The organism is Fibrella forsythiae, assembly GCF_017353175.1.
Classification (GTDB): Bacteria; Bacteroidota; Bacteroidia; order Cytophagales; family Spirosomataceae; genus Fibrella; species Fibrella forsythiae.
This window is the reverse complement of sequence record NZ_JAFMYW010000019.1, coordinates 1-26156: the sequence shown is the minus strand read 5'-3', so window position 1 is coordinate 26156 and position 26156 is coordinate 1. Positions and strand designations below refer to the sequence as shown.

31 protein-coding genes are annotated in these 26156 nt (G+C 49.6%); 10 read left to right on the top strand and 21 right to left on the bottom strand.

Annotation, left to right across the window (positions count from 1 at the left end; genetic code table 11):
* Positions 1 to 103: 103 nt before the first annotated feature.
* Genes J2I46_RS31190 through J2I46_RS31180 form a run of 3 tightly spaced genes read left to right on the top strand, consistent with a single transcriptional unit; the run spans position 104 to position 1957 of the window.
* Entirely contained in the window at positions 104 to 601 is a 498-nt protein-coding gene (locus tag J2I46_RS31190) for a hypothetical protein (protein WP_207333032.1), read from the top strand.
* Positions 602 to 1219, top strand: a complete 618-nt coding sequence (locus J2I46_RS31185; protein WP_207333031.1) for an Nmad2 family putative nucleotide modification protein — start codon at positions 602 to 604, stop codon at positions 1217 to 1219.
* A 12-nt stretch (positions 1220 to 1231) separates the two neighbouring features.
* Positions 1232 to 1957, top strand: coding sequence for a hypothetical protein (locus tag J2I46_RS31180; protein ID WP_207333030.1), 726 nt, complete (start codon positions 1232 to 1234; stop codon positions 1955 to 1957).
* On the opposite strand, the gene J2I46_RS31175 is transcribed toward J2I46_RS31180, so the two are convergent.
* The 7 genes from J2I46_RS31175 to J2I46_RS31145 all read right to left on the bottom strand — a co-directional run bounded on the left by J2I46_RS31175 (position 1958) and on the right by J2I46_RS31145 (position 7083).
* On the bottom strand, positions 1958 to 2800 hold the full coding sequence (locus tag J2I46_RS31175) for a dCTP deaminase domain-containing protein (RefSeq protein WP_207333029.1): 843 nt from the start codon (positions 2798 to 2800) through the stop codon (positions 1958 to 1960).
* A gap of 7 nt (positions 2801 to 2807) precedes the next feature.
* Positions 2808 to 3824: a uracil-DNA glycosylase family protein gene (locus J2I46_RS31170; RefSeq protein ID WP_207333028.1), complete on the bottom strand. Its 1017-nt coding sequence runs from the start codon at positions 3822 to 3824 to the stop codon at positions 2808 to 2810.
* A 49-nt stretch (positions 3825 to 3873) separates the two neighbouring features.
* Positions 3874 to 4593: a thymidylate synthase family protein gene (locus J2I46_RS31165; RefSeq protein WP_207333027.1), complete on the bottom strand. Its 720-nt coding sequence runs from the start codon at positions 4591 to 4593 to the stop codon at positions 3874 to 3876.
* On the bottom strand, positions 4594 to 5466 hold the full coding sequence (locus J2I46_RS31160; RefSeq protein WP_207333026.1) for a nucleoside triphosphate pyrophosphohydrolase family protein: 873 nt from the start codon (positions 5464 to 5466) through the stop codon (positions 4594 to 4596).
* Positions 5467 to 5871: 405 nt separating this feature from the next.
* Positions 5872 to 6738: an alpha/beta fold hydrolase gene (locus tag J2I46_RS31155; protein ID WP_207333025.1), complete on the bottom strand. Its 867-nt coding sequence runs from the start codon at positions 6736 to 6738 to the stop codon at positions 5872 to 5874.
* Between the two features lie 29 nt (positions 6739 to 6767).
* Positions 6768 to 6908 (bottom strand): hypothetical protein, encoded by a 141-nt coding sequence (locus J2I46_RS31150; RefSeq protein ID WP_207333024.1) that lies wholly within the window; start codon positions 6906 to 6908, stop codon positions 6768 to 6770.
* A gap of 34 nt (positions 6909 to 6942) precedes the next feature.
* Positions 6943 to 7083: a hypothetical protein gene (locus J2I46_RS31145; protein ID WP_207333023.1), complete on the bottom strand. Its 141-nt coding sequence runs from the start codon at positions 7081 to 7083 to the stop codon at positions 6943 to 6945.
* 221 nt (positions 7084 to 7304) lie between these two features.
* Here J2I46_RS31145 and J2I46_RS31140 point away from each other — a divergent pair, with 221 nt between their 5' ends.
* Positions 7305 to 7760 carry a nuclear transport factor 2 family protein gene (locus J2I46_RS31140; RefSeq protein ID WP_207333022.1) on the top strand — a complete coding sequence of 152 codons (456 nt, stop codon included), beginning with the start codon at positions 7305 to 7307 and terminating at the stop codon, positions 7758 to 7760.
* A gap of 116 nt (positions 7761 to 7876) precedes the next feature.
* Here the strand turns inward: J2I46_RS31140 and J2I46_RS31135 are convergent, their stop codons facing one another.
* On the bottom strand, positions 7877 to 8074 hold the full coding sequence (locus J2I46_RS31135) for a hypothetical protein (protein ID WP_207333021.1): 198 nt from the start codon (positions 8072 to 8074) through the stop codon (positions 7877 to 7879).
* A gap of 409 nt (positions 8075 to 8483) precedes the next feature.
* On the opposite strand from J2I46_RS31135, the gene J2I46_RS31130 reads away from it, so the two are divergent.
* Positions 8484 to 9785, top strand: a complete 1302-nt coding sequence (locus tag J2I46_RS31130; protein WP_207333020.1) for a serine hydrolase domain-containing protein — start codon at positions 8484 to 8486, stop codon at positions 9783 to 9785.
* Positions 9786 to 10215: 430 nt separating this feature from the next.
* On the opposite strand, the gene J2I46_RS31125 is transcribed toward J2I46_RS31130, so the two are convergent.
* Entirely contained in the window at positions 10216 to 11667 is a 1452-nt protein-coding gene (locus J2I46_RS31125; RefSeq protein ID WP_207333019.1) for a S41 family peptidase, read from the bottom strand.
* A 472-nt stretch (positions 11668 to 12139) separates the two neighbouring features.
* Here J2I46_RS31125 and J2I46_RS31120 point away from each other — a divergent pair, with 472 nt between their 5' ends.
* Positions 12140 to 12562, top strand: a complete 423-nt coding sequence (locus J2I46_RS31120) for a GNAT family N-acetyltransferase (RefSeq protein WP_207333018.1) — start codon at positions 12140 to 12142, stop codon at positions 12560 to 12562.
* 163 nt (positions 12563 to 12725) lie between these two features.
* Here J2I46_RS31120 and J2I46_RS31115 read toward each other — a convergent pair whose 3' ends face one another.
* Entirely contained in the window at positions 12726 to 13154 is a 429-nt protein-coding gene (locus J2I46_RS31115; protein ID WP_207333017.1) for a LytR/AlgR family response regulator transcription factor, read from the bottom strand.
* A 469-nt stretch (positions 13155 to 13623) separates the two neighbouring features.
* Between J2I46_RS31115 and J2I46_RS31110 the strand changes: the two genes are divergently transcribed.
* Positions 13624 to 14229 (top strand): nucleotide-binding protein, encoded by a 606-nt coding sequence (locus J2I46_RS31110; protein ID WP_207333016.1) that lies wholly within the window; start codon positions 13624 to 13626, stop codon positions 14227 to 14229.
* Between the two features lie 4 nt (positions 14230 to 14233).
* A complete protein-coding gene (locus J2I46_RS31105) occupies positions 14234 to 14515 on the top strand; it encodes a hypothetical protein (RefSeq protein ID WP_207333015.1) in 282 nt (93 codons plus the stop codon).
* A gap of 238 nt (positions 14516 to 14753) precedes the next feature.
* Here J2I46_RS31105 and J2I46_RS31100 read toward each other — a convergent pair whose 3' ends face one another.
* From J2I46_RS31100 to J2I46_RS31090, 3 genes are all read right to left on the bottom strand, one after another.
* Complete coding sequence (locus J2I46_RS31100) at positions 14754 to 15206, bottom strand: RES family NAD+ phosphorylase (RefSeq protein WP_207333014.1); 453 nt, start codon at positions 15204 to 15206, stop codon at positions 14754 to 14756.
* Positions 15206 to 15640: an Xre family toxin-antitoxin system antitoxin gene (locus J2I46_RS31095; RefSeq protein WP_207333013.1), complete on the bottom strand. Its 435-nt coding sequence runs from the start codon at positions 15638 to 15640 to the stop codon at positions 15206 to 15208. Before J2I46_RS31095 ends, J2I46_RS31100 begins: the two co-directional genes overlap by 1 nt.
* A gap of 591 nt (positions 15641 to 16231) precedes the next feature.
* Entirely contained in the window at positions 16232 to 17161 is a 930-nt protein-coding gene (locus J2I46_RS31090; RefSeq protein WP_207333012.1) for a replication protein RepA, read from the bottom strand.
* A 307-nt stretch (positions 17162 to 17468) separates the two neighbouring features.
* Here J2I46_RS31090 and J2I46_RS31085 point away from each other — a divergent pair, with 307 nt between their 5' ends.
* The gene (locus J2I46_RS31085; RefSeq protein ID WP_207333011.1) at positions 17469 to 17918 is read left to right on the top strand and encodes a membrane lipoprotein lipid attachment site-containing protein; all 450 of its coding nucleotides are present in this window, start codon (positions 17469 to 17471) and stop codon (positions 17916 to 17918) included.
* 138 nt (positions 17919 to 18056) lie between these two features.
* Here J2I46_RS31085 and J2I46_RS31080 read toward each other — a convergent pair whose 3' ends face one another.
* From J2I46_RS31080 to J2I46_RS31050, 7 genes are all read right to left on the bottom strand, one after another.
* A complete protein-coding gene (locus J2I46_RS31080; RefSeq protein WP_207333010.1) occupies positions 18057 to 19187 on the bottom strand; it encodes a sensor histidine kinase in 1131 nt (376 codons plus the stop codon).
* 132 nt (positions 19188 to 19319) lie between these two features.
* The gene (locus tag J2I46_RS31075) at positions 19320 to 20102 is read right to left on the bottom strand and encodes a LytR/AlgR family response regulator transcription factor (protein WP_207333009.1); all 783 of its coding nucleotides are present in this window, start codon (positions 20100 to 20102) and stop codon (positions 19320 to 19322) included.
* Positions 20102 to 21202 (bottom strand): sensor histidine kinase, encoded by a 1101-nt coding sequence (locus tag J2I46_RS31070; RefSeq protein ID WP_207333008.1) that lies wholly within the window; start codon positions 21200 to 21202, stop codon positions 20102 to 20104. Before J2I46_RS31070 ends, J2I46_RS31075 begins: the two co-directional genes overlap by 1 nt.
* A gap of 169 nt (positions 21203 to 21371) precedes the next feature.
* A complete protein-coding gene (locus J2I46_RS31065) occupies positions 21372 to 21812 on the bottom strand; it encodes a DUF4345 domain-containing protein (protein WP_207333007.1) in 441 nt (146 codons plus the stop codon).
* A gap of 117 nt (positions 21813 to 21929) precedes the next feature.
* Positions 21930 to 23312: a hypothetical protein gene (locus tag J2I46_RS31060; RefSeq protein ID WP_207333006.1), complete on the bottom strand. Its 1383-nt coding sequence runs from the start codon at positions 23310 to 23312 to the stop codon at positions 21930 to 21932.
* A gap of 29 nt (positions 23313 to 23341) precedes the next feature.
* Positions 23342 to 23977 (bottom strand): FISUMP domain-containing protein, encoded by a 636-nt coding sequence (locus tag J2I46_RS31055; RefSeq protein WP_207333005.1) that lies wholly within the window; start codon positions 23975 to 23977, stop codon positions 23342 to 23344.
* A 64-nt stretch (positions 23978 to 24041) separates the two neighbouring features.
* Positions 24042 to 24641: a hypothetical protein gene (locus tag J2I46_RS31050; RefSeq protein WP_207333004.1), complete on the bottom strand. Its 600-nt coding sequence runs from the start codon at positions 24639 to 24641 to the stop codon at positions 24042 to 24044.
* A 3-nt stretch (positions 24642 to 24644) separates the two neighbouring features.
* Here J2I46_RS31050 and J2I46_RS33240 point away from each other — a divergent pair, with 3 nt between their 5' ends.
* Complete coding sequence (locus J2I46_RS33240; protein ID WP_262898074.1) at positions 24645 to 24770, top strand: hypothetical protein; 126 nt, start codon at positions 24645 to 24647, stop codon at positions 24768 to 24770.
* Positions 24771 to 25114: 344 nt separating this feature from the next.
* Here the strand turns inward: J2I46_RS33240 and J2I46_RS31045 are convergent, their stop codons facing one another.
* Positions 25115 to 26092: an alpha/beta hydrolase family protein gene (locus tag J2I46_RS31045; RefSeq protein ID WP_207333003.1), complete on the bottom strand. Its 978-nt coding sequence runs from the start codon at positions 26090 to 26092 to the stop codon at positions 25115 to 25117.
* Between the last annotated feature and the right edge of the window lie 64 nt (positions 26093 to 26156).

Below are 26156 nucleotides of genomic sequence, written 5' to 3'. Positions count from 1 at the left end.
TCTCCAAAATAATATCAAATTCATCACGTGATGAAATGAATCTAATAGAATTAAATTCATAAATTTTCGTATTATTGTACTCTATCACGAAAACATAAAATAGATGAAGAATGTATTAATAAGCTTTTCAAAGGCTAGTGGCAGTGAAGTTCTATCATTGAAAAAGCTATTATCTGAAAAAGGCTACATCCTCAGAGATGCTAGTTCAAAAACAGACTGTTTAGATTATTTGATTGAGCAAGGTAAGATAGCAAAAGATAGTCAGTACGACCTTGAAGAAGTATTTAGATTATGTACTGAGTGGGCGGAATTATTAATAGTCTTTATTGATAAAGATTCAAATGAAAATGAAGATATGTGCAATATGGTTGAGATAGCACATCGTGGGAGCAAAGACATACTAGGAGTTATGTTATCCGATATTGACGAGGACGATATACCAGAAAGTCTAAAGAAATATGCAAATAAAGGATTGATCAAAAGTGACGATGAACAAATCATTGATGCAATAGAAAAAGAAGTTGAAGTGTGGCAAGAAGTGAGTGGGCAAGCACGCACCACCCCCCTAGGAAAAATTTCGAAACCGAAGTCCTGTAAATGAATGGAATGTTTTTCTTACATTATCACGAGAGATCATGGCTTTGCGCCTAATCCTTTTCACGGGTATTGCACGCTCGCAACTTGCAAACCTATGATTAGAGAAAAGGCAAAAATTGGTGATTGGATTGTGGGCTTTGCTTCTAGAAGTTTTGAAGAAAGAAAAATCATTTACATAATGAATGTAAGTGAAAAAATAAATTTTGAAGATTACTGGCATGATATTCGGTTTCAAATCAAGAAACCGAATATGAAAGCAAGTGTAGTTAAAGCCTACGGAGATAATATTTATTACAAAGATCTAGAGATCAATAAGTGGATACAAGTAGATTCGCATCATAGTTATGATGAAGGCATTGTTAATCCTATTAATTATGAAAACGATACTAAGAGTGAGTTTGTATTAATATCTGACAATTTTTATTATTTTGGAAAAAAACCAATAATAGTTCCTCCTGAAATTAATATTGAAAAGCTGATCATAAAAAGAGGCAACACTAGAGTCAAGGATGAAATGCAATTCATGCCTTTAATAGAATGGATTAGGAGTAGATGGAGACAAAATTATATTTATAACGATCCTGCAAAATTTGACAAAGTAGTTAGGTACAGTGGAAAGTAAAACTTTTTTTGAATGAATAATATAATTACTGGATCTAAGTATTTCATCGGAAGCTATTCCCCATTTTTGTTATTTGAACATGAGTTTCATAATTTAAGCGAGATAGCAAATTGTTATGAAGATAAGGAAATGTTTGGGGAAAGAAATGCAGCAATTGAAGTTTGCACTATAGGAATAATATCACATTTTGAAGCTTTCTGTAAACATACTTTTGCCGCTTTAACGAGTATTTATCCAGATTTATTACATGATTTTTCCAAGAAAAGACCCGAGATAACTTTCTTTTTAAACGATATAATCGCAATTAAAAATAACTTTAATGAATCACTTAGCTTTCTAGTGACAGAGAAACAAGATTTTGGATCTGCAAAAAAAATAAATAATTTGTTTCAAGACTTAATTCAAGTCACACCATTCACTAAAGATGATTGCTTGAAATTTGATTTAATATTAAAAAAAAGAAATTTAATCGTTCATCATGGTGGGGTGTTTACATTCAGCTACAGTAAAGGACAATCGAAACCTACGGACATAAAAAAAATATTCAGAGAAAAAATACCTATTACATATGACGATTATTTAGATGATAGTTTATTTCTATTTGATATTGCGATTAAATTAACAAAAGCATCTTCACTATTCCTAACTAAAGTACTGAAAGACACTGCTATTAATTATACAGACAAAAAATTTGCTGTTGACCTTTTAACTAAGGCCGTTTACGATGAATTGCTATAATTATTTTTTGGGCACAACTATATTCTTTTGTTTTGCAGCAAAAATACTATCCACTTTGCGGTTAATTAAGCTTTGAATAACTTTTTCATCGACTAAAACTTTTTCTTCTTTAGAAGGAGATAACTTGTCATTAAACAAGTATTTAATTAAAAAGCCTGATACGCCTGTAATCAAAATAACTATAATAATTCTTTTAAGCCAATCTAAATTTAAAACCTTTCTTTCCAAATCTCTAATCTTATTAGATAACTCGGTATCTACTTGCTTGATATTATTATCCGTTTCTTTAGAAAGAACCTTTATTTTATCTAATATATCACTTGGTGAGGCGAGGTCACCTTGAATCCTCATAATATCATCTCCATTTATGGAATTTTGTCTTTGATGACTTCCATTATATGACTCATCGTTCGACAAAGGTGATTTTAAGTCACAGAACCAGATAGGAAAGTAAGGTTCTCCCTTTTCAAGAACTATACTCCTTGGTCCAGCATTATATACTGAAAACTTTAATCTTCCAGTAAAGCCAGGATCGACATGAAATCCTGAAACATTAATTAAACCTCTAAACTTTACCCCAGCTTTTATTGAAATGAAAGCAAGTTTATCTTTAGGAATCGTAACTTTTTCTTCAGTAATTAGTAAAGCAAATTGCCCAGCTTTTATCTCTAGTTGCTTTCCCGGTGGAGAAATAATTTTGACTGTGCTGTCCGTATTGTTTGTAATGAAATACTCTTCACCAAGAGAAAGCTCATAACAAGCATTTTTTATCCTTTCATATCTGAAAGGAGAAATATTTTCACTAGAAATCAATCTTATATCATCATTATCCGAAAATGCCATACTAGAATCAATCTACCGTTTGAAAATTAATTGGAGTATTGTATAGGTTTAACGCATTGTCTTTCTCTAACTTTAAAATCTTTCTCATAGGAGTTGTCATATAAACTTTTGTCTTTAATTGAGCGTGATCTTTACCAAGACAGTCTTGCAATATATCCTCAACAATATTCTCAATTCTGCTGTTCTCAATAGTAATTATTTCTTTAAAAAGAGAAAATTCTTTTTTCAAAAAAAGTATACCGTTTTTATTAAAAAATGACAAGTTATTTATGCTGTTTTTTAATTTGTGCATGTGGAGATCTGTAACATATGGACCATCTTTCTGCCTTATAATGTAAGCATCTGTTAACCTTTCGCCCTCTACTTGAAAAAACCTTAACTCAATAAGATAAAAAATTTTGTGTAATGAGAAATAAGAAATCACTGGATTTTTATCAAGTATAATATTAACTATATGCAAAACATCAGCTTTTACGTCCGTATTGATATAACGGTCTTTATAATTTGCCTTTAATTTGTCAGCCAAATACTGATAATCTGATCTTTGATTTGCAAAACTTCTATGCAACATCGCTCTTTGTCCTGGGTGATATAGAGGGACAAGAGTACGATTAAACCATTGGAAGGATTTTCTTACACCATCTTTCAGAGTGAGTGAATGGCTTTCAATATATTTTGTACTTTCTAAAGCTACTGCTCCTAATGTCACTACGATTTTAGGTTGAATCGTTTCTATCTGTAATTTCAAATTATTGGCACAACTAATTACTTCTTGCTTAGTTGGTGTAGAATTATTTCCTTTTTCATCTTTAGGATTACATATAACTGCATTTGTTACAAAAATTCTAGAGCGACTTATTGATGCAAATTTTAACAATTCTTCAAAATTATGACCTGATTTATCTCCATGGAAAGGGATTTCGCTTCCATCCGCTCCTAATCTTCCAGGGGCCTCTCCTATGAACATTATATCTGCATCAAGAGCGCCAGAAGCCCTACTCAAAACTCTTTTACTATCGGACATCCTGCTACACAAACTACATTGTGCAACTCCCGCACATAATGCGTCGAATTCATTGTTTATTATTATCATAACATCTTGATTTATAATGGTTAACAACAGATCTAACCGCCACTTTGTTATCGATATAGTAATGTATTGAGTGGCAAGTAACACTGCCTGATGCCTTTCCTACGCTTTCACATATGAAAGTCAATAGTCGTGTTAAACCAACAAAGTTACCTAGGGCTTTATTAAAATAATCGTGATTTCGATAAACCGCTACAAGGTTGACTGATTTACTATTAGGTAGGATTTGTATGTATTGTAAGCATGGCCCACCCATAATCATTGTGTTATTGTCTATACTACAACTAGTTATGTGTAAAGTGTAGGCTGAAGAATAGTTGGTTTTTCTGCTAATGATAGCCTTAATTATATTTTCAAGCTGGTTTTGGTAAACATTACCAAATGAGATTAATCTCTGAAAATATGTGCCCCATCTTTTTTTTCGGCTTTTGTTATGTAGTAAGAGGTAAGTATCATAAAAGCTATTTCTGTCTTTCCAGCTATTTCTCTCCCAAAATTTAAAAGGAAAAATTGTATTTATTACATCATGAATATTATTACCATTTGCCAGTTTTGGATTCAGCAGGTCTATATCCGCATGAGTTGTTGTGTTTGGTGCAGTTATGTGTATAATTAAGTTTTCACCATTACCATTTTCTAAAATATATTCTACTGCTGCAATCCATGCATCTGAACAACTATCGGACGTGATTATATTAGGCATTTATTTAATCAATTCAATTTTTTTCGTTTCAATATTGATTTCAACAGTTCCACTTCCTAAGCTTCTTAATTGCCTAAAAACTAAAAAGCCATCAATTATAGCTTTTTCCCATAGACTCGATGACGCATTACATACCTCTAAATTTCCTACTATTGACTTTATTGTCTTTAGAAATTCATAGTCAATAGAGTCCACGCTTTCTAAGTAATTATGTTTTTCTGCATAATCGTATATTAAAGCGGAAACAGCTTCTTCAATAATACAGGCCCTTGCTCCATCTTCTACTTCATCAATTTTAGCATTTGACTTGCGCTTTTTGTGTAGAAGTGCACGTAGAACTGGAGACCAACCTAAATTAGCTGCGTACGACAAATGGAAGACATCATGAAAACGATAACCATCATCTATGTGGGAATTATCTGATAAACTACTTCCTACGGGTTCCCCGTTTATTACCATTCTAACTTTGTTGGTCTCATCAGTCGAGAAGTCAACCTTCATTAAGCGTGGAAGTTGCTCATTCTCGCTATATTCACTATCGTAATAGATAGTTTGGATTTTATCTGTTTTATTTGGCCATCTATCAATTGTCTTTTGTAAGTTTTTTTGAGCAATAGTTTCTAAGTTTAGATTCATATCATTTGCTATTGTCGACAAATACCATAAGACATCTCCAAGTTCTTCTGATAGTTTATCTCTATATCCATTGTATGATTTTTTATCTCTTAATCTCTTTTTGTATTCTGCCGCCACCGTACCAATCTCACCGAACAGCCCTAACAATGGAATCAGATAATGATGTATCTGTCTGTCTTCTGCTGGCCTTTGATCAGTAGCTTTTGTTCGTGCTTGGTATTCTTTGAAAGTTAACATATATTCGAGTTCATACTAGGTGGAATGAGTAGTGCTAATGTATGATAGTTACATTAAGCTCTATTACCTATTTATTAAGTGGACTTCTCGCACTACTCGTATACTAGCGATTTAGCACATTATATTGCTATTCTAATATAAAGATTAAAGCGTGTGTAAAATTTTATTCGAGTTTTAGAAGACTTTAGGAAGCAAATAATAAAGTGCTTCTAAGGCTTACAGTTACTCGATTGCTATAGAAGGCCTTACTTTTCACATGTCTCTACTGGTCGTTTTCCGCCTTTTTGAGTAGTTCTTGGCAGGGTATGGGGTGTCATAACATACTAAGAACGTCCGTTCTTAGTATGTTATGGAGGCTTATTAATAGCTATCCGATCAGTAAAGAGCTTTACTGAAGCTATGCCACTACCGGCCCGCTAGTAACTCGTGCAGAGCGTTGTTAAAGGCCCGGGGCCGCTCGATCATAGGAAAATGCCCTGCGCTGTCCAGCCTGACAATTCGGTATCCCTGTTTGCAATAGGTCTTCAGGGCCGTTTCATCATAGGGCGAATTGGTACTCATGATAAACTGCATCGCAAAAGGCATCTGTTGCAGTTTGTATTTGGCGGCAGCGGCCTTGGGGTACAAATTCAGCAGGGTAGGCACAGCGATCCGGGGATCTGCCTGCCGGTAACTGGTCACGATCCGGTGGACCACGGCACTGTCTCTTGAAACGATCATGCTCCGGGCCATGGCTTCGGCCATCTTTGGGTAGTTGGCCATGAACTCCCGGCTGTACGCCTGTATCCCTTCTTCGTCTCCATCCTTGAGGGTCATGCCCACCTCTTTGAGGTTATCAATGCCAATGATACCGATGACCGTTCGGGGGTTAGTCGCTGCTACATCCAGGGCGATTTCGCCCCCCATCGAATGAGCGACCAGGATCACGTTGCTGAGCCGCTCCTTTTTAAGAATGCTCGTTATGTCCCGGGCAAAACTCTCGACGGTCCAGTTAATGCGGTTGGTGCCCGAGGCCCCGCATCCGGCCAGATCCAGTAACACCAAGCGGTAGGAGGACCTAAATTCACGGGCTTGCTCTTGCCAGTAGGTATGATCCAGGTTCCAGCCATGAATGAAGACCAGGGTCGTATCGCCCTGTCCCTCGAGCTGATAATGGAGCTTAACTAGCTCGTAGGCCTTGGGGTCGTAGTGAAAGGGATCCACGGTGGTCTTCTTGCGACTAGTACAGCCAGCCAGGAGTAACAAGAGTAACAGGAGCAGTTGTTTATACATACGATAGGGAGCAGACACCTGTCAGCAAACTACGAAAGCTGGAGCGGAAAAGCTTGCTTTTGTCTATCGATAAAAAACGTTTCCGGGGCCATGTGATCTACTTTCAGGCCGGGCACCCTCAGCGGCTCCTCGCCCGGGGCCATTTCCAGAGCGGCGATACTACGAAGCATAAAGTCATGGTTGCCCATCATCCACTGGCTGAGCTCAATTTCGCTTCTGCCCAGCAAGGTGGCCAGCTCCCGCCCGCTCATGCCCCGCCCGCAGACTGATCAGCCGCCCGCTTACCCCAGAGGTCAATAAAGCGCTCAACGACCGGGCGGGCAGAGCATCTGCTAGAAAGCTCATGAGTTTGATGAATGGGTGGCACGGCAAGCCACTACTGCTGCCGTGGACAGCCTATGGGCCCCTATAAACCTGACTAAACCTTGTTTTACCGTTTACTAAAAGCAAATTCACTAGCTGGAATTCCCCCACCATATTGAGGCCCAAACGGCTTGCAGGGTTGACCCTGGTTAGGCATCAAGGAGATGCCTGCAGATCCTGCTGAGCGTAAACCAACGACTTCTATGCTTAGATTCCTGTGGAGTAGTGTGCTCCTACTGACTGGTTTGCTCAGCCAGGCCCAGTCTAAGGCCGACATTGAAAAAACCATCAAAGATCTGGAGCAGATTGGGGTTAAAGGCATCTTGACCGCCGATACCACTTTACTTACCCAAATTTGGGCCCCTGAATTTATGGTTACTACGCCCCGCAACACCATCGCCCAGAACCGCGCTGCTGTATTCAAAAATCAAAAGCAGGGCTTAATTGATTACAGCTCCTTTGAGCGCATCATTGAAACCATGCAAGTCCAGCAGGATCTGGTCATCACGATGGGCTATGAGCTGTTTGTGGCCAAACATGACCTTCAGGAGGCAAAAGCAGGCCAGCCGACTAAACGGCGGTTTACCAATATTTGGCTCAAGCGCAAGGGTCAGTGGCTCCAGATTGGTCGGCACGCCTCGATCATTTGCTCGCCCTAATCTACCTTCTGGGCCTGGCCCCTGGCTGACGGAGCCCGAAAGGCATACTTATCATACTAATTCAACCAACGCCCGTTTCAGGAAGTATGCGCCTGGCAACTGGCGAGCTATAGCCATCAGGCGCAGATCCGTACCCGGGTGAGCAGAATGTCGGCGCGGTTGAATTGCCGCTGCATTTCAGCGAATGCCCAGTCAATGGCCTCATCAGGATCCGCTGCCACCACCGAAAGATCTTCATTTGACCGGATCTGGTGTCTGTCTTCGTCGACCACGTCAAAGACGACGCGGATAAGTTGTTTTCTGGGTCTGGTCATGGTCAATTAATTGATCTGCTGTCGCAGGGGGAAACGTATCGTCTGTGGACCTAGATAAAGTGGTCACTGCGTGGGTTATGCCGTAAACCTACGCAGTATTTGTTATAGTTGTATTATAGTATAGCAAAACAAACACATAGATTAGCCAGTGCGGCCGTGTTAAGCCCTTTGATCAACTGGATCGCCCGGATGGATAGGCTCAGGTGGGTCAGCTCGCAGAGTAATTATTTATGGCGTGAGGCGGCAGGGTGAGCCGCAGGAACAACAAGGCAGTTACTGGCCATACAATTCAAGCAGGGTTAACCCCTGTTCACCACTTATTCTAGCCAGTAGGTACCGCTACGCATTGGCGTTACGGGACATAGCCGCCTACTTCGGCCTAAAATAAGCCCAGTCTAAGTAGCCTCTCATGAACCGCATAAACGCACTACTCTATGCCCTGCTAATCAGCTCGGCAGCCACGGCCCAGTCCACCTCGTCCCCAGGCACACCCGCTGTTGATCCGGTCCGGTTGATCCAGGTTTACAACTCGGGTGATTCACTCAAATACCAAACCTACTTTGCCTCCCTAACCCCTGATCTGTCGCAGATTGCCGCCAATAGCCGCCGGATGCAGCGGGAATTTGCCCAGATCGGTCCGCTGCGCCTGATGAAAACAACGGTGGTATCCCCCACCCAGACCGAGCTTGCCCTGAAGACGGACGCCTATGACTCGTGGTGGAAACTGATCCTGTTTACCGATAGCACCCAGGCCTTCAAGGAACACCGTATGCGCCCCGTCCGGCTCTCGGGCGAGTTTCTTAGCGGTGAAAAGCGCAGCCTGGCCCAGGCGCTATCCGCTACGGATCAATACATCGCCAAACTGGTGGCCCAGCAGCTTTTTGCGGGCAATGTTCTTATCGCCCACGGCAATGAAGTACTTTACCGCAAATCGTTCGGCAACAACCCCGCCCGCAGGCCCAACACGGCGGCCCAATCCTTTCAGCTGGCCTCTCTGAGCAAGCTATTCACCTCTATTAGCATTTTGCAGCTAGCTGACGAAGGACGGCTGTCGCTTGAGGACAGCATAGGGAGGCTACTGCCCGGGCTCTCAAACAAAGCCCTGTATCCCATTACCATTCGGCAACTGCTGACGCATTCTTCAGGGATGGGTGATTTTTTTGAGGATCCAGCCTACGCGCCCCAGCCGGATCAGGTGCTCACCAGCCAACAGATTCGAGCCGCTATCGACCAGGATCGGCCTCACTTTCCGGCGGGTCAGGCCTTCCGCTATAGCAATACGGGCTATCTGCTGCTGGGTTTGGTGGTGGAAAAGCTGGGCGGCCTGCCCTTCGCTGACTACGTGGCTAAACGCATTTTAGGGCCCGTCGGCATGCCTGACACCCGGGTCGACAACGGGGCAGGCGGCGGCTTTTCCACCCTGTCAGACCTCTACCGGTTTTCCCAGGCGCTTCGCAACAGCGAGCTGCTAGCCAAAGCCACCACCCAGACTTTTTTAACGCATCACACGCCGGACTGGGGCTTGGGCCAGGAATATCAAGCGCTGGGCCGTGAGGTGGTTACCGGGCACAGCGGTGGGTACATCGGCGCGTGCACCGAACTGAACATGTACCAGCATAGCGGTTACACGGTCATCATTTTGTCGAATACCGAGCCGCCCTACGGTCATTTTCTCTCGGATAAAATCAAAGAGTTACTGCTGTCCAATTGATCTGGCCACCGGAAGACGGGGCAGCTCAACCGGTTTATTTTACCCGTTAGTCTTGTAGCAGATCACTACCCTTATACCTGGCGCATATAAACCGAGTAGCCCACCTGCCTGACGGTAGGTGGGCTACTCGGTTTATATGCGCCAGGTATAAGGGTAGTGATCCCCAGCTTTATCCCGGCTTATCGGCACCGCTTCAGGGAAGGCTGGTTAAAGACCAACGGTCAATTTACCAGTTAACCAGCCAGTTCCTTCGGTGATCCGTCTGCCCAGGGCGGCGGTAGCTTAGTTCGCGTTGATCTCGGTACAACGTCGGTACTGTCCAGAGCAGCTGCGCTTGTTACCGGAGAAACCTTACTGAATCCCTAATCCGGGCGTACTATGATCGATTGTCGTTGGCTACCTCTGCTGAAGCATGCGGGAAGCGCTGTAATTAATGATCCATAGACGCTGGTTGGGGCGTAGCCTGGCCAGCGAGCTGAATCAATTGCTTGGCGCATTGCATGGCCCTGTCGTTGCCGGTAAGCACATCGTTACCTGTTGGCGTTACTGGATAATCAGGTCGAATGCCCTGTCCCTTTTCCACCTTACGGGGCAGATCGGCCATGTAGAAGCCAAACAGGGGAATCCCTAAATCGATCTTGGCATTTGGCAGCTGGGTAATGGCAAAAATGCCGCTATTATTTCCCTCCAGCGCCCCGCCTGTTTCCTGCCCGATAAATGTACCCCGTCCATCGGCGTGAATCCGGGCGGCCAGTTCGGTGGTAACCGAAAAACTACCACCGTTGATAAGCACGTATAACTTTCCGGCATAGGCACTGGGCTGGGGTTTGTGCCTTTTCAGGCCCAGCTGCTTGACAAAAACGTACGAATTGCCCCGTTTTCGAACCACAAGCCAGCGGAACATCTGGTAGAGTTTAGGCGTCCAGGCCGGAAATGAATACGCCTTTTTTTGCCGAACGCTGATGTGGTCGTAGTAACGAAATGGTTTTTGGGCCAGATACTTGTAGAGCCAGACCCCGTAGTTTTCTTCCCCACCCTCATTATCACGGAGGTCTAGAATCAGGTGCTGGACGCGTTTTTGGTCAATCTGCCGAAATGCTTCGGCTAAGAACGGTTTAAATTTTTGTTCATTCTTTTCTGTCCAGAACCGCTTGATAGTCAGGGTAGCCGCGCGGCTGCTGTCCTCAAAGGTGACGTAGTAAGGTAGCCGCGCACTCGGTGTGTGGGCGTCGTTGTAGGCCTTAATGGCCGCCAGCGGCTGAGCAGGTAGCTGAATGGTCTGGGTTGAATCGCCAATCCTACAAGTAAGCTGATGCCTGGCAGGCGCGCCAATGAACGTAGCGTAATAACCGGAAAAGAAGTGATTGAGGTCTTCGTATTTGCTGCTTACCGTGTAGCCATCCGCAAAAGCCATGTTGGGCAAGAGCTTACCAATAATAGTCGCTATAGGCTGATCATTGATGGTTAGCACTTCAGCCCCGGTTGGTACTGCGTCGGCTCCGTAGTGACCCAAAATCCAGGCTCTCTCGCCTAGAAAATACAGCTTCAACGGAAACAGGTTGTCGGTAAAGAAGGGGTAATGTTCATCCTGACCCGGCAGCAGCCATTTGATATGTCCGTCACGCAGGGCTACCACCAGGGGCATCATGGCCAGGTAGAACTGATGCTGAGTCATGGGTTGGTTCAGCCGGGTAGCTACGGCGGCAGCAAGCGAGTCGAACTGGTTCTTCGAGGTGTAGCGGTACATAGCCGGATGAGCTTCGTTGAGGGCCGTTTGGAAGCGGGTAAAATCGGCCTGTAACTGGGCTGGTGTCAGAAGCTGACCATGACTGATTGACGCCTTGGTAACGAGAAAAAACAGAAGTAGATACCGGGCTAACATTGGATTGGTGTTTGAGCTTGATAGGGCAAAGCTTATCCCAACCTGTTGACTTCTCAATTGATAGACCGCTGAACTGAGTCGAATGGCTTGCCAATTGTGGTTTTTCCATACCGGAATGACAATAGAGTTCATCCGCGAACTTCACCAATTTTTCTTGAATAGCCCTGTTCGTAACACGTCTCAACCCTTTTTAGGTATGGATGGCCTGGCATAAGTAGCGTAGCCGTTCGTCGTTACGCCTACACTTTGGTGATAAATGGTCGATCAGATTTTTTAAGAAAGCATAGCCGCTGCTAATTGGCCAGCGGAAATGCAGTAGAGGGAGAAACGACAGCCATATCAGAACTTTATTGAAACACGGATCAGTTAACGCTAAACGACGAACTGGTCGCCGTTTAGCGTTAACTGACCAGCCGGTGGAGCCGATCTCAGGCCAAGCTCACCGGTAGACCCATCCCAAACCTGACCTTACATGAAGGTTGTACGCTACGATCCTTTCCATCTGCCGGACCTGCGAGCGCTTTACTACCTGAGCCGTCAAACTGCTTTTCCATGGGAAGATCCGTCCGGGTATACTTTGCTTGATTTCGATCTGGTTACCCAGGACGAATCAATACTAGTCGCTGTTGATCAGCAGCGTCCGGTTGGGTTTATTTCCTGGTGGCCACCCGATAACTTCATCCATTCGCTGTTTGTTGATCCTGCTTTTATAAGAAAAGGGGTCGGCAAATCACTGCTGCAGGCCTGCCTGGCTCACATAGGACGACCAGCTACGCTTAAGTGCAAGACGGCCAACCAAAACGCGCTGCAGTTCTATTACGCGCAGGGGTGGCTTCCAATCGATACGGTAGTGGACGCCGGGGATCCCTACCTGCTGCTGGCCTTTAACGGCTAAGGTTATGGTGCAGGGCAAAACTGATTGCCGGGCCATTCGAGACTGATCGCACAGACTGGCCCTGGCGGCATGACCGGGCGCTGGCTACCCGGCCTAAGGACGGCACACAGCAGGATGCAACCCCGCCCGATCAACTGGTTAATTGCCCGGTTGGGGGGCGTTGTCAGGCAACTACCAGGCGCCCGTTGGCCTGATGATGGTACTTCTTTACGCGCCGACGCGTTGAGGCCAGCCGCCTGCGTGAGACGGCAATTGGCTGGCTTCCCGCCAGGCAAAGGTGGGGGGCAGGGCCAAAGTTAACCTCCGTCAAGTAAGCTAAATTGATAATGCTCGACTTATGGACCCGGCAGAAAACTGGGTCTGTTAGCAGGAGTTCAAGACGCTTCAGCGTCTTTGACGACAGGTAGCGACGCTGATCCCGGGTGTAGATGTAGGTGTAGTTGCCCGCGCCTTCCAGGCGGACAATGTCAGCCAGGGCAAGCCTGATGAGTTGGTTGCCAAGGGGAAGCTCAAGGCACGTGGCCGCAGATGGGCTTGCCAGTGACTGACTGGAAAGTAACGAAATAACGGGCACCTGACAGGCAGTAAGCATACGAGGTATACGGTTTGGTGAACACGGGCGAAAGTAGCTATTCCTCTGGCCGCCCAGGTAGCCCTACCTGCTGAAGTCGTAAAAACGGCTCGCCAACTGGCAGATTAGCGGCCTGAATTGCGCTATCACCAGGCCCCAATCAGCTAGCCGCCAAAGCAGCTAAGCTGATTAATCCCGCCAGGTTCTTTTGCTTAAAAATTGACGCTGGGTTTAAAACCGAGCCGGGCAACCAGTGCTCGGTTAGTATGCTATAGATGGTGCGTTAGCTGTTAAGGTATATACGTATATAGATGTATACGTATATACCTTAACAGCTAACGCACCATCTATAGCATTGTATATCAGTGTTTTAAAATTTCTACTTTGACTAGTGAGGTATAATTTTATACATTATATACGTATATACGTGCTTATGTGATTCTTTCTATACACCTTTACATGCTTATCACCCGTTAACTGCTTTGTGCCTATGTTCATTATTACCATTGCCCACCAGAAAGGGGGCGTGGGCAAGACAACGCTTTCGCTCAACCTGGCTTATTGCTTGGCCGACTCCTTACGGGTCGCTGTGGCCGATACCGATCCCCAAGGCTCCATCAGTAGCCTTTCCTCCATGCTGGCCGGTATCCAGGTGGTGGATCTGGATAGCGTGCTGAAACGGGAGGTGGCTGACCTGGACGCCGTCATCATCGATACGCCGCCCTACCTGAGTAGTCGACTTCCTGAGCTGTTTGCCATTTCTGACTACGTACTGATTCCCACTAAAGCAGGCTTTCTGGACGCGATGGCTATCAAGGCGACCATTGCTCTGTTGCAGCAGGCGATGGCCAAGCGATCAGCCCTTAAAGCAGGCATTGTGCTGAGCATGGTGCTGCCCCAGAGTACGCTTAACGATGAGGTGAAAACCATGCTCTCGGAGTACGGCGTACCGGTACATTCGACCATGATCAGCCAGCGGGTTAGCTACGTACGTTCCCCTGTCACCGGCAGCGTGTTTGGGTCGGCCGACCAGCGGGCCAAAACCGAAGTAACCAGCCTGGCCAGTGAAATCATTGAAGCCCTGCAAACAACCTAACACCATGGCCAAGAAAACCGACTACGAAGCCAGCAAAGGCCGCCTGGCCGATCTCCTGAAAGCGGCTCCCATTACCACGCCCGTTCAGGAGGTGCGCCCCGTCGAGGAGATTATCGAAAAAACCAAGGGCCAAGGCCTACATCAAGGTGAGACCCACGTCAACTTCTGGGCCGATACGGATCTGATCGATGCCGTGAAGCTGCACGCCTTCACCCACAAGACGACCATCAAGCACATCTGCATTGCCGCCATAAAGCAGTATATGGACCAGCTGAATCGCAAGTAACGTCTTCTGGTTTCGTATATACGTAACTACGTATATACGAAACCAGAAGACGTAGCGATGTGCCTGGGAACTCACTGATCACAGGGATAATGCTCACTAGGCAATGGCCTGGTGGGCTTGCCATGAGGTAGACAGGGTTCAGGCTTTTCTATATACGTATATACGTAAGCACTTATATACGTATATAGAAAAGCTTGAAGTAAGGATTCTGGCGGGCTTTAGCGAGCGGGGTGGCCGCTTACAGCAGCCGATCATCCCAGAAATAATCCTCGGTGCGCACCAGCTGAACGTGCCGGGCAAAATCAGGGTGCTCGGTGTTAATCAAATAATTGTATTCGTAGGGAATAACCGCCGAGGGCACCTTGAGCACCAGCGTCTCCTGAGCTACGTACCAGGCCGAACCCAGCCGTTGCAGAGCCGGGTAGCCCGCCACCCGCCGCCAGTCAGGGGGCAACTCCTTAGTACTTACCTGCCGGACCAAATAATCCTCGTCGGACAGAGAAATAACCATCACCTTGTAGCTGGTCAGGGGCTCGATAACGCCCCGGTGCACCACCAGTTCCAAAGAGGCCAGGGAGCGGGAAGAACCCGCGTAGAGCACGTACTGCCCTTTCAGATTCCAGCGGTTGGCGCTACCCGAAGCACTGAGGCCCGTGGCATGGGTGTGTTTGCTGATGCGAAATACTTCCATTACGCATTATCCCCAAATTCCAGGGCACTCAACCGGTCATCGACAAACTTGATGCCCGTCACCGTGGTCAGGTAGGAGCCCGGACTCCGGTTGTCAAAGTAAAAGTTTTTCTGGTTCAGCCACCCGTCAAAGGCCTTGACCGAACCAAAGACCATTAGGCCGTGCTTGATCATTGACAAAAGCAGCAGCACCTGTTCCTTGACGTTTTCCTTAAAAGCGTTTTGGGGCTTTTTGTATTCCCGAAACGTCTTGACGCTTACGTTTAGCCAGTCCGAGATCACCTGATCGTTAAACTCGGTCAGGTCTTTAATGGCGTTGACGTGCTGCCAATTGACGTCCTTGGTAAAGAGAAATTGCAGAATCTCTCCGTCGTTGATGTGACTGGGCACTTCCCGGAGCAGATCGTGCTGGGCCAAAGTTCCCTGTTTTGTCATAGCTGTAGTTTCTTAGATAACGTAAATTTAGGAACATTTACCTTTATTGAAGAGAATAATTTCCTCTCACTAGGTTGATCGCATCTTCATCCGTTTAAAAGTTGTCAGATAGAAGGTGGTCAGATTAGTGGTAGTCGCGGACATTAAGCCACGTTTTATACCTGACAATCTGGCAGTTAGCATTAATTGATTAGGCTCTTGTTCGCTAATACGTAATGCTAATCTGACCAGATATGGGTGCTAAAACTAAGCGAGTGGAGCGCAAAATACTAATCACTATTACTATTAGTAAAATTATATCCTAAATTAGCAAAGTTATATTTATATAACTAAGTTTTTAGTTGTCGCGCCCCCTGCCGCCCCTTTTTCATTAGCATTTTCACATTTTTCGATTTTTAATAAAGGATTTTTCTTTTTTTAGAAATATAGGATACTATATAGGTTTGTTTGAGAAGTTGACAGTCATTTTACGAGAAGTTGACAGTGGATAACTCTGGTTTTTACGAGAAGTTGACAGTGGATAAGGGGGTCAATACCCTGCTGGACAGGGCTTTATCCACATAGCGTCCCAGGAAAACTGTCAACTTCTCGTTATTTACTATCTAATCCGCTGATCATCAGCTTTTTAGTTACTGGTGGTTGGCTAAAATGCAACAGCAGTCCCTTGCCGCCTTTTTCCTCAAAGTGGGCGTCGGTATAAAGCGACTTGACCAGCTTGAGTGTCCGGCCGAAGTTCAGGCGGAAATCGGCAATGCGGGCGTAATCCTTGCCAAACTGCTCGTAGAGCGTTGACCAGGCCAGGAACTGCGGCTTGCCGCGTGGGATACGGTGCAGCCGGTGAGCCAGGAATGAATAGACGTCCAGGGCGGTCACATTGCCCGACAGGGCCAGCATATGGCTCTTAGCCAGTGGCACGGCGTGATCAATCAGGTTATGAAAGTAGTGATCGGACAGAATAATCTGCGAGGGCCACAGGGCGCGCTGCCCGGCGGGTCCCTCCGGAAACAAATCAAACCCGCTGACCAGGGGCAAATTGACATTCTTTTGTTTGATCCCCGTGTCGTAGGCCATGCGGATGACGCAGGAGGACATGCGACTGATCTGATCGCGGATGGTGGCCACCTGACTTCCTCCTTCGCTAAAGCCCATGAAGGTGGTGAAATTGGTCAGGTTGTCGGCTGGCATCTCGATGACGGGGTTCTGGGTCTTCAGGGCAATCGTATTAAGATTGGCCAGGATGATGCGAGCCTTGGCCCCGTAGGGCAATCCCAGGTAGCGCAGCTCATTGGTGGTCGGATCGATGATGGGCATGGGCATCACGTAGAGATGCATCTTGCCGCTGTCGGTGCGCCACACCTCATTTAGGGCCAGCTCGGGCTCCCTTCGGGGAAAAAACGTGTGACACAGTACCCCGCTTTGAAACAGGATATCCCGGTCATCGGGCTCCTCCTGAAAGGCCTCATAGACCAGTTTGGTGCGGCGTTTGGCTACGGGGGACAGGGCTTGCTTTTTCTCGGTCATGAGCTTGTGGCTAACGCAGGAACAACGTTAAACTGAGCTAAGCTACGGCCAAGAGCTGGCAAGTACAACCCTATTGCCGCCCAACCAGGCCAGCGCTGGAAGCGCAGTAGTTTCCCGTGGCCAAAATCAGAGCCCATCATAAGCCAAGCTGATCAGGCCCTCCCTACGATAGGTCAATTAGCTATCCTTTTTTGCCAGTTCAGGCGGCAGAAAATTCAGCTCGCACAAAGGAGGCTTTAGGAGAAGAAATCGGGCTGGTAGGTTTGCTCCGTAATCAACCTCAAGCGCGTTTTACGCGGCCGATACAATGAAAAAGATGGTACTCTTCCTGGTCTTTGTGCTCACCCTGACCGCCTGCAAAAAAGAGACTGATATTAAGCCCACCCCTGCGCTGGCCGACAAATTCGCCGGTAGCTACCAGCTTAACTCGTTTCGCTTCACTGGTGGTGGCACTGAGCTTGATCTGCCAACCCTGCCCGTAAGCGGCAATGGACAAAGCGTTTCGGGCGCAGTTACGCTGGTTAAAGTAGCTGGGGCCAAGCTAGCTTTGGAGCTGGTCATAAAGGCCACGGGGGCCAACGACTACAAATTGCAGCTGGAGAACCTGGAGGTTAAACAAATCGGCGCGGAATACGGCCTGTTTTCCAACAACCAGCGCATTGCCGATGTGGACGGTACGGCGCTCATCTTCAACGTATCGGAGACCGACCCCACCACCAAAGAAACGATTGCTGTCGCTTTTGTCGCCAGGCGCTAAGGAACCTGAATGCCGGGCCTTGTAGTTGCCTGGCCTGTAACGTTTGGGGGCCACGCGCTGGCCTACGGTACGGGTAGAGACATAGTCTCCTGGGAAAGCACCGTAGGCCAGCGCGTGGCCCCCAAACGCTACGGTTGCCTAACCTACGTTAATCTGATCGGTGGCCGCTGACGTATCGCTGGCCAGCAGCGGAAGCCGGACTATAAACTGGTGCTGGGTCTCTTCAATGACCAGCTGGGGCAGATTCAGGATCTGGTACTTAGCCACAATGTTGGTTAGCCCTACGCCGTTGGATAGGGCGCGGGTGAGCTTATGCTGCCGGTTGTTTTGCACAACAAGCAGCCCCGACTCATCAGTGTAAATCAGGATATCAAGCGGCCGTTTGGCCGCGATCACGTTATGCTTGACGGCGTTCTCAACCAGCAGCTGCAGCGTCAGGGGAGGCAGCTTATGACTTCGCTTTGCTTCATCGACCAGCACCCGCAGACGCAGGCCACAGCCGTAGCGGGTCTGTAACAGGTGAAAGTAAGCGTCGATAAAGTCCAGTTCGGTGCCCAGCATCGTCAGCGGCTCACTGTTGGCCCTCAGAATATACCGGTACACGCCGCTTAGCTTGTCGACGAACACTTCGGCCTGCTGGGGATCCTCGCTGATCAGGGCCGACAGCGAGTTGAGGGCGTTAAATAAGAAGTGGGGATTCACCTGCTGTTTGAGCACCTCCAGCTGGCTTTCCAAGTTTGTAACGCGCAGTTTCTCGCGCTCCGCCTCTAAGCGGGCCAGTTCAGTTTGATAGCGCCAGGAATCCTGCCGGTAGAAGAACAGCTCGTAGATAGCCAGGTAGCCAATGGTGTACACAAAGGCATGAAACAGCTCCACGGTGAAGGTATTCATGTCCAGGATAAGACTGCCAAAGTGCAGGTAGATGCGTCGGCTGTCGAGAATAGAATCAAGCTGCAGATTTGCCCGGCTTAGGTACCAGATTAGGTCAAATCCCCACAAACACAGCGCTGTGGCGCCGTAACAGGCAAGAAAGGCTACTGCAAGTCGGCTACCAGACCGGCTGCGCCAGCTGGATCTGTAGCGGGACCAGGCAATGATGGCCTGATTTATTTGCCACAGGGCAGTTGTCCGGGCCAGGATAAACCCGGCCAAAGCAAGATGTTGCCAAGACAAGGGTTTCCAGAACAGCTCGCTGGTCAGCACAGACAACGTACTCTGGAGACCAATGCCAATCAGTCGAAGCCAGAAATCAGAACTGCGTTGGGTCATGTGATGAGGCGACAAGGAGTAAGGTCTTCTACTTTACTCGGCTATGACTAAGGCAGCTTGATACTATATTGGCAGCCCTTCGACGTACCAGACAATATATTGGCGAGCAGCCCGTGAACCGGCCGAGTCCCTTTATTTTCCCATCCAGACCTTAAAGTCGCCCACCTTCTCGCGGCTCACAAGGGCTTCTTTATCGAATACCGGTTTGAGCGTCAAGGCCAGACGGTTACCGAAATAGGGCTGGATCTGCTCAACGGCCTGGTGGGTAATGATCAGGCCCCGGTTCACCCTGAAGAAACTGGCCGGATCCAGCGAATCGGCCAGCTCATCGAGCGTATAATCAACCAGAAACCTCTGGCCGCTTCGCGTTTTGAAAAAACTGAACCGCTCGTCGGTATAGAAATACAGAATCTCGCCGGTCTCCACCGATAGGAGTTTTTGCCCCTGTTTGACCAAAAACCGCTTGCGGTACTCGTTGGCCGGGGCGCCCGGATCCTGCAGCTCCCGCAGCAGCTTTTCGATGCTCAGCGTCAGGGGCTGGATGGGGATTGGCTCCTGGGCCGTCAGATCGCGGAGCTTTCTTAGACTTCGCTGCAAGTCTTCCTTCTGGATCGGCTTGAGCAGGTAATCGATGCTGTTAACCCGGAAAGCCTGCAGGGCGTATTCATCGTAGGAGGTCGTGAAAATCACCCGGCTTCGAATGTCTACCTGCTCAAAAATCTCGAAGCTTTGCCCGTCAGCCAGCTCGATATCCATAAAAATCAGGTCAGGAGCCGCGTGCTGGCGCAGCCAGTCCACTGATTCTTCGATACTGCCCGTAACGCCCTGCACCAGTAGGGTGGGCTCCACGGCATCAATCAATTTACGGAGTTTACGGACGGCTAATTCTTCGTCTTCGACAATCAGTACGTTCATCAGACAGCAGGGTTTAAAAGGGGGAGACTTACGCTAAAATGGGAATCAGTTTGAGCAATGGATAACCCTTCAGGCGATAGTCCCACCTGGGGCTGGGCCAGCAGCCGGTACTTGGCGGTAATGTTGCTGATTCCCACCTGGTTACTGAGTACCCGGGTGGTTTTGCGCTGCAGGTTATTTCGCACCAAAAGTCGGCCCGCTGGCTCAGACTTGATCTCGATGGTCAGGGGCTTGTGGGCGTAGATCACGTTATGCTTGACGGCATTCTCAACCAGCTGCAGCAGCGTCAGGGGAGGCAGTAGCCAGTTTAGGTCGGGCTCATCCAGGGCGACTTCGAGCCGGATACCCGGGCCGTAGCGGGTCTTCAGCAAATGGAGGTAAGACCGGATAAAGCTCATCTCGGTGGCCAGCGTGGTCAACTCGCCGGTATCGTCTGTTTGCCGGTTGGCCTGCAGCAGGTAGCGGTAGACCTTGGCCATCTGGTCTACGAAGGCCTCGGCCTGCTGGGGCTCGTCGGCAATCAAGGAGGAGACAGAGTTAAGGGAGTTAAATAAAAAGTGCGGGTTGATCTGCCCCTTCAGCGCGTCGATTTGCTGCTGCATGGCCAGCTGGCGAAGTTGCTGTTTTTCGGCCTGGTCCTCCTGCCAGCGCTTATACGTATCGGTCACAATGAGCACATAACCCATCAACAGGGCGCTAATGGTACCTACCCCGGCGACAGACAGCACCACCCCGGCGGAAAACGAGGTACCCAGCAGCGGGACCTGGCCACAGATCCACACCGAGCTGCCCGACAGGATGGCTGACATTAGTGTCCCCACGCCCAGGGCCAGCCCGTTACGCTGCTGCACCTGCTGCAGGCCAGCGTAGTGGGCGATGATGCTTTTGACAACAACGGTCAGCACCAGCAGATCCACGGCGTGAATGATCAGCATTGTCAATGTACCGACCACAAAAACGTTTAGTTGACTGAAGTAGCGCTCGCCAATCAATAGCCAGCCTGCTACCGGGTAAACGACTGGCAGCCACAGCAGATGATACCAGGCTTCGGGCCGGGTAAACAGCGGGCGGGGCAGCTTGACGGGGAGCAGGTAGGCCATGGCAGTCAGGTGATGAAGCGCACCTGCCGACAAAGCTACCGGGGCGGACGGCTTACCGTATCTCCATCCGGGATGATTTGCTCTAGTTGAGCCTTCAACCGTGACAAACTGTGCATGAATTGTCATGGTTCAGGGCTTACCTGCTCCAGGCAGATCTTGGCCTTTCAACCTACCCGGCCGGATTGGGCCGGGTATCGCTCTTCAATTGATTGGCCGTCCGTACGGCGAACGAGCGGGCTCTGAGCCACCGGAGCAGCAAGGCCAGGCTGCACATACTGGCTTCAATAAGCAGCCACCGGCTACCGAACGGACCCAGCGGCCCCTCGATCTGACCCGTTATTAGCCGAGAGAGCGCGTAAAAGCCGCACAGGATCGCCACCAGCAGTAGGCCTTTCTGTAGATCTGTGCTGGCCAGGTAAAGCAGCGCAACCACCAGCGTTAAACCGGCGCCCCCGTACACCCCCCGGATTGAACTGTAAGCGTCCGGGTTGGGCAGTTTCACCTGCACCAGGTCCATCACGGCTTGCGGATTGACAAAGGCCATGAAGGCAACCAGGGCGATGCCCGCCGCGACTAGAATGATTGTTGTAATGGAGAGAAAGCGAAGCATTTGATAGGTGGTTTGCTTGGTTGGTAAAGTAGCACTCAGTCTAGGCGGCCTAAGAAGCGGGGGCATCCCCGGCAGCGGCTTTTCGGGCCTGGGTAGTCGGCAGCTTAGCGGGTTGGCTCACCCACCACCGGTGCGGAACTGCCCCTTTACAGATAGGGACTTGTAGGCTTTGGTTTCCCGGTTGTAGTAGTGCAGGGTCCCCGAAAATGAACCCGCTACGATCCGATCCTTCACGTTGTATTCGGTGATGGTAACGTTGCCGGGACCAAATACCTCTTCTCTCTGCTCGGGGAGGTAGTGCCATTCATAAGCGGTCCCCCCCTGATCGAAGCCACTTACAGTGAGCTTATTCTTGTTTTCCTTGCCCAGGTTGAAGCTCCCTGGCCCGTGAATACCGGTCAGCTGGATAAAAACACCGGGTTGTCTGGTGTTATCGCGGGGTTTTCCCGTCACAAAGACAGCCAGATACCCATCGACAATATCAGCCTCGGCAAATGCCGGATCGTACTTGGCACCGCCGATATACAACTCGTTGGGCGATTCAATGGTCATATTACGGACTAGCATTAGTTTTCCTTTTCCCGGCGTGATAACCTCCACGCTAACGGCCACGGGATTGGCCTCGGGGGCCTTGGCTGGCGCTTTATAGATGACGGACTTGCCTTCGTGGTAGCTCAGAAACCCGGTAGGTGAGTCTACCCTGCCAATAACGTCCTGACCATTCACCCGCCAATTTTTCACCTGATTTGCTGTAAGAAGCTGTACCGTGGGGACTAAAGAGTGCACCATATCGTCAAGAGTTGGTCCACTGGGAACTGTGAGCGTATCAGCAGGTTTTAAATTCGTCTCGTTTTCAGAATCGTCTATCGAACCAGGAAACTTCCTGCTGTTTTCCTGATAAAATACTTTAAACTCAACAGTTTCATTAGGAGCCAGCGTTCTGTCAACCGGGTTTAGCCAAAAGTTTTCGTAGAACGAATACCGGCTGAAGTGATACAGAGGCGCAACGACCCGGTGCTGAGCGGGTATAGCGGCCAGATTGTCTCGCCCCTGCCAGATGCCCTGCTCGTCCTGGTAGGCAATGCCCAGGGCGGCGGGTGAGGAGCCGCGCAGGTCTTCCTCTTTGTAGGTCCAGCTGAGGGTAACGGGCTTTTTGAACTGGGTACCATGGGGGCCAAACTCGTAGCCCACGCCTGCCCCGCCAAAGGCCGTGTTCTCAACGGGCTGGACGGTGATGAGCGTTTCTTGGGTGAGGGCACCGGCAGGGAAACGCAGCGTCATGCTGCCGTCGGCGCTGCTGAGGGTGCCGCCCGCCGGGCCAATGGTTTTACTCACTGCCGCACCCAGCGGGTTACCCACGGCAGTGGGGACGCCGGGCTTAGTTGGTTCAGGGGGCGTAACCGTATCGCCTCCAGATTTACAGGCGAGAGCCAGGCCCAGCAGGCTCAGGGCATAGCCCGTTTTACGCAGGATGGAGAGAAACATGAATGAAATAGACATTGAGGGAGAGATAAAGTGGAGCAGCGATCTTACTGGCCACTGACAAAGCGGACCGTGTAGCGGACCGATGGCTCATTGTCGTTGCCGTAAAAGCGTAGCAGGTGATTGTTGTGACTACTTTCCTGAATACTCATCGACACGCCACCAGTTGCCCAGAACTCGACCAAATCGCCATCTTGTGGGGGCAAACTGTCGGTGCCGTAGCCCGCAGGATGAGCATCGAAGCCCGAGGCGTTAGTGCCCGGTAAACTGCGCCAGTTGGTGGTCGATAAGAGCTTTTTGACCGCTTCCTGTTTTCTGGCCGTGTTCTGCTCCAGCACAACGCCCTGGCTCTGCACCAGCGTTACCCAGTCGGCCTCCGTGGGCAAGCGCCAGCCCGGTGGCAGGGCAATAGCCCTGGCTTCGCTGTAGGTGTAATAGCGGCCATAGATGGGCTTCTGGGTGCCCGTGCCGTAGGCCATACCGCCTGGTCCCCGGTAATTGATGGTAGTCCAGCGCTGTTGGCCAATGAGCCGTGTAGGATAGGTGTAGCCATTAATCTGAACTGAATCGGTAGGCTGTGGCGATGGCCCAACTGCTTCTGGTGCTGGCCTACACGCGGCCATCAGCAGCGTATAGACGAATGACCAGCCGACCAGTCGTAGCGTAAGTGACGTAGTATTCATGATGGAGTAGATAGAAACGGTTGACTGCTGCCCCCATGAGGCGTCTGGATAGTGTAGCCGGTTACTATTGGCTGATCGAGAATTCACCGCTGAAAGGCGTACCCTGCTTGTTGCAGTTGTCGGCATCCTGGTCGCTCATCAGCGCCCCGCTAAAGGTGCCCTTGGCGGCTTTACCGTTGCTGTACTGAGTGACGGTAACAGAGCCCTGGGGGGCGTAGAAGCCCGCCTGATCGGGGCAGACCAGAGCGGCATAACTGGCCAGCATCCCGTTTTTGGTTCTGTATTCGATCTGACTGACCTGCTTGAAGGAATCAATGGTTGGCTTGTAAGGATAGGGCCCCGTGCCACTTCCCCACATGGACACGGATAAAAAGTCATCCTCACTAGCGGTGGCTTCCAGGCTCCAGAGCCGGAGACCACCGGCGACGCCCTCCTCATCGAGCTTGACGTTGGTGTAGGTTTTAGTCTGGCCATTCAGGGTTACTTTAACGTAGTTGCCCCCTGGCTTGGGTGCAGGGTCGGTGGCCGTTCCGGGTGAGGAGCAGGCCACCAGGCCAAGGGCCAGCAGACCGGCGGTGTAGCGGAGCGTACGGGTAAGCAAGGGGCAAATAGCCAGGGAGGCAGCAGCCACTGGGGCCGGAGAAATTGAGGAAGAAACAGACATCGTGTGCTTGATTTGTTAGCGTTTGATAGGGCAAAATTCAGCGTTCAGGTCAGCCTGATCAATCTGTTGCGGGTTGTACTGGGGATTGTGCCGACTGAACTGCGTGAATCGGTGAACCTGCCGTTTTGAGCGGCTCGCCAGGTCAAAGGTGCCTGGAGGCGTGATAGCCGATAAAAGCCCTTTGCCCCAACGCGCCTGGAAAGGAGCGGTACGTCCGGCCGCTTAACTTCACTACTAACCAGGTTCATTGGCAGCCCACAGCCCCGCTCGCCGATTCCACGCAGCAACCGCGTTACCAGTGACGCATGGGCTAGCAAAGCATGTGAGCAGAGACTGAGTAGATACATGAGGTCGCCCTAAACGGCTAGTCCGGTGGCTGCGTGAGCACGGACTGGCCGTTTAGGGGCCCGGATCCAGGAATAGCCTGCCAGCGGGCAGCAATTGTGTGCGCCGGCGTTGACCCAACCTGCTTTTTAAGGACGTTTTTGGGCTGATGGAGGCGCGGGGAAAGCGGGTCCCTGCTCGTCACCGGGGCCAGCGGCCCGCGTGCCTAACTGTTGATGAAACCAGGCGAGCTGATCCAGATACGCCTGTGCGTTCAGCCGGTGGCCCGCATCGTACCACTTGATAAGTGTACCAGCTGGGGCCGCCCGGTGCAGGGCTTCGGCATCAGCAGCCGCTACGGCTTCGTCCTGCCGGGCAGACTGCAGCAGCAGGCCTGCCCCAGGAGTGCGGTGAATGAACCGAATTGGCTCAATCGGCAGCTGCGCCGCCAGCCACCGCTTTCGCGCCGGACCTTCTAGGGACAGTTGATCACCCGTCAGGGCCGTTGTACTACTAAAATGACTAACGAATCCCCCGTCGGCTACAGCCAGCACGTAGGTTTTTATTCGCCGCTCGATGCCCGCCAGTAGCACACCCATTGAGCCGCTGTAACTGCGCCCCACGTAACCCAGTCGGCTGGTATCTATATCCGGTCGGCGTAGCAGCAGGTCCACCGCCCGCTGAAGATTGATGATGTAGCGCACCTGGTCAACGCTGTCGGCAAGGGTGAATTGGAGCGGGTCACCTCCCCGCTGGGCAAAAGGCGCATTGGTGGCTAGCACGACTGCGCCGTGACGAGCCAGGTACAGGCCTCGTGGCGTTTGCGCCAGGGCACTTCCGGGCGCTCCGTGTTGGAGCAGGATGCCGGGGAAAGGACCCGGCCCCGGCGGAACAAACAATAGCCCGGTTACCTGGCCTTTCAGCGGACTGGCATAGGCGATCTGGTAGATGCGAACGCCCTGCTGGGTGTCCATCAGCGAGTCGTGATAAGCCAGCGGCAGGGTCTTATCGTAGGTAAACAGGTGAAGGGGCAGCTGCTCCTGGGCGGCGTGTATCTGGGCGGGGGCCGACTGCCAGGCTAAGATAAACCCCAGGCAATAGAGAAGCAGGTAGTGGCTGAGTTTCATACCGAATTGCGTTAGCCAGCGTGAGGGACTAGGGATCCTTGATGGTTACCGATCGCGCACCAGT

Coding starts and splice junctions, on each gene's coding strand:
- J2I46_RS31190 (WP_207333032.1), top strand. CDS start 104: ATGAAGAATGTATTAATAAGCTTTTCAAAGGCTAGTGGCAGTGAAGTT.
- J2I46_RS31185 (WP_207333031.1), top strand. CDS start 602: ATGGAATGTTTTTCTTACATTATCACGAGAGATCATGGCTTTGCGCCT.
- J2I46_RS31180 (WP_207333030.1), top strand. CDS start 1,232: ATGAATAATATAATTACTGGATCTAAGTATTTCATCGGAAGCTATTCC.
- J2I46_RS31175 (WP_207333029.1), bottom strand. CDS start 2,800: ATGGCATTTTCGGATAATGATGATATAAGATTGATTTCTAGTGAAAAT.
- J2I46_RS31170 (WP_207333028.1), bottom strand. CDS start 3,824: ATGTCCGATAGTAAAAGAGTTTTGAGTAGGGCTTCTGGCGCTCTTGAT.
- J2I46_RS31165 (WP_207333027.1), bottom strand. CDS start 4,593: ATGCCTAATATAATCACGTCCGATAGTTGTTCAGATGCATGGATTGCA.
- J2I46_RS31160 (WP_207333026.1), bottom strand. CDS start 5,466: ATGTTAACTTTCAAAGAATACCAAGCACGAACAAAAGCTACTGATCAA.
- J2I46_RS31155 (WP_207333025.1), bottom strand. CDS start 6,738: ATGTATAAACAACTGCTCCTGTTACTCTTGTTACTCCTGGCTGGCTGT.
- J2I46_RS31150 (WP_207333024.1), bottom strand. CDS start 6,908: ATGCTTCGTAGTATCGCCGCTCTGGAAATGGCCCCGGGCGAGGAGCCG.
- J2I46_RS31145 (WP_207333023.1), bottom strand. CDS start 7,083: ATGAGCTTTCTAGCAGATGCTCTGCCCGCCCGGTCGTTGAGCGCTTTA.
- J2I46_RS31140 (WP_207333022.1), top strand. CDS start 7,305: ATGCTTAGATTCCTGTGGAGTAGTGTGCTCCTACTGACTGGTTTGCTC.
- J2I46_RS31135 (WP_207333021.1), bottom strand. CDS start 8,074: ATGACCAGACCCAGAAAACAACTTATCCGCGTCGTCTTTGACGTGGTC.
- J2I46_RS31130 (WP_207333020.1), top strand. CDS start 8,484: ATGAACCGCATAAACGCACTACTCTATGCCCTGCTAATCAGCTCGGCA.
- J2I46_RS31125 (WP_207333019.1), bottom strand. CDS start 11,667: ATGTTAGCCCGGTATCTACTTCTGTTTTTTCTCGTTACCAAGGCGTCA.
- J2I46_RS31120 (WP_207333018.1), top strand. CDS start 12,140: ATGAAGGTTGTACGCTACGATCCTTTCCATCTGCCGGACCTGCGAGCG.
- J2I46_RS31115 (WP_207333017.1), bottom strand. CDS start 13,154: ATGCTTACTGCCTGTCAGGTGCCCGTTATTTCGTTACTTTCCAGTCAG.
- J2I46_RS31110 (WP_207333016.1), top strand. CDS start 13,624: ATGTTCATTATTACCATTGCCCACCAGAAAGGGGGCGTGGGCAAGACA.
- J2I46_RS31105 (WP_207333015.1), top strand. CDS start 14,234: ATGGCCAAGAAAACCGACTACGAAGCCAGCAAAGGCCGCCTGGCCGAT.
- J2I46_RS31100 (WP_207333014.1), bottom strand. CDS start 15,206: ATGGAAGTATTTCGCATCAGCAAACACACCCATGCCACGGGCCTCAGT.
- J2I46_RS31095 (WP_207333013.1), bottom strand. CDS start 15,640: ATGACAAAACAGGGAACTTTGGCCCAGCACGATCTGCTCCGGGAAGTG.
- J2I46_RS31090 (WP_207333012.1), bottom strand. CDS start 17,161: ATGACCGAGAAAAAGCAAGCCCTGTCCCCCGTAGCCAAACGCCGCACC.
- J2I46_RS31085 (WP_207333011.1), top strand. CDS start 17,469: ATGAAAAAGATGGTACTCTTCCTGGTCTTTGTGCTCACCCTGACCGCC.
- J2I46_RS31080 (WP_207333010.1), bottom strand. CDS start 19,187: ATGACCCAACGCAGTTCTGATTTCTGGCTTCGACTGATTGGCATTGGT.
- J2I46_RS31075 (WP_207333009.1), bottom strand. CDS start 20,102: ATGAACGTACTGATTGTCGAAGACGAAGAATTAGCCGTCCGTAAACTC.
- J2I46_RS31070 (WP_207333008.1), bottom strand. CDS start 21,202: ATGGCCTACCTGCTCCCCGTCAAGCTGCCCCGCCCGCTGTTTACCCGG.
- J2I46_RS31065 (WP_207333007.1), bottom strand. CDS start 21,812: ATGCTTCGCTTTCTCTCCATTACAACAATCATTCTAGTCGCGGCGGGC.
- J2I46_RS31060 (WP_207333006.1), bottom strand. CDS start 23,312: ATGTCTATTTCATTCATGTTTCTCTCCATCCTGCGTAAAACGGGCTAT.
- J2I46_RS31055 (WP_207333005.1), bottom strand. CDS start 23,977: ATGAATACTACGTCACTTACGCTACGACTGGTCGGCTGGTCATTCGTC.
- J2I46_RS31050 (WP_207333004.1), bottom strand. CDS start 24,641: ATGTCTGTTTCTTCCTCAATTTCTCCGGCCCCAGTGGCTGCTGCCTCC.
- J2I46_RS31045 (WP_207333003.1), bottom strand. CDS start 26,092: ATGAAACTCAGCCACTACCTGCTTCTCTATTGCCTGGGGTTTATCTTA.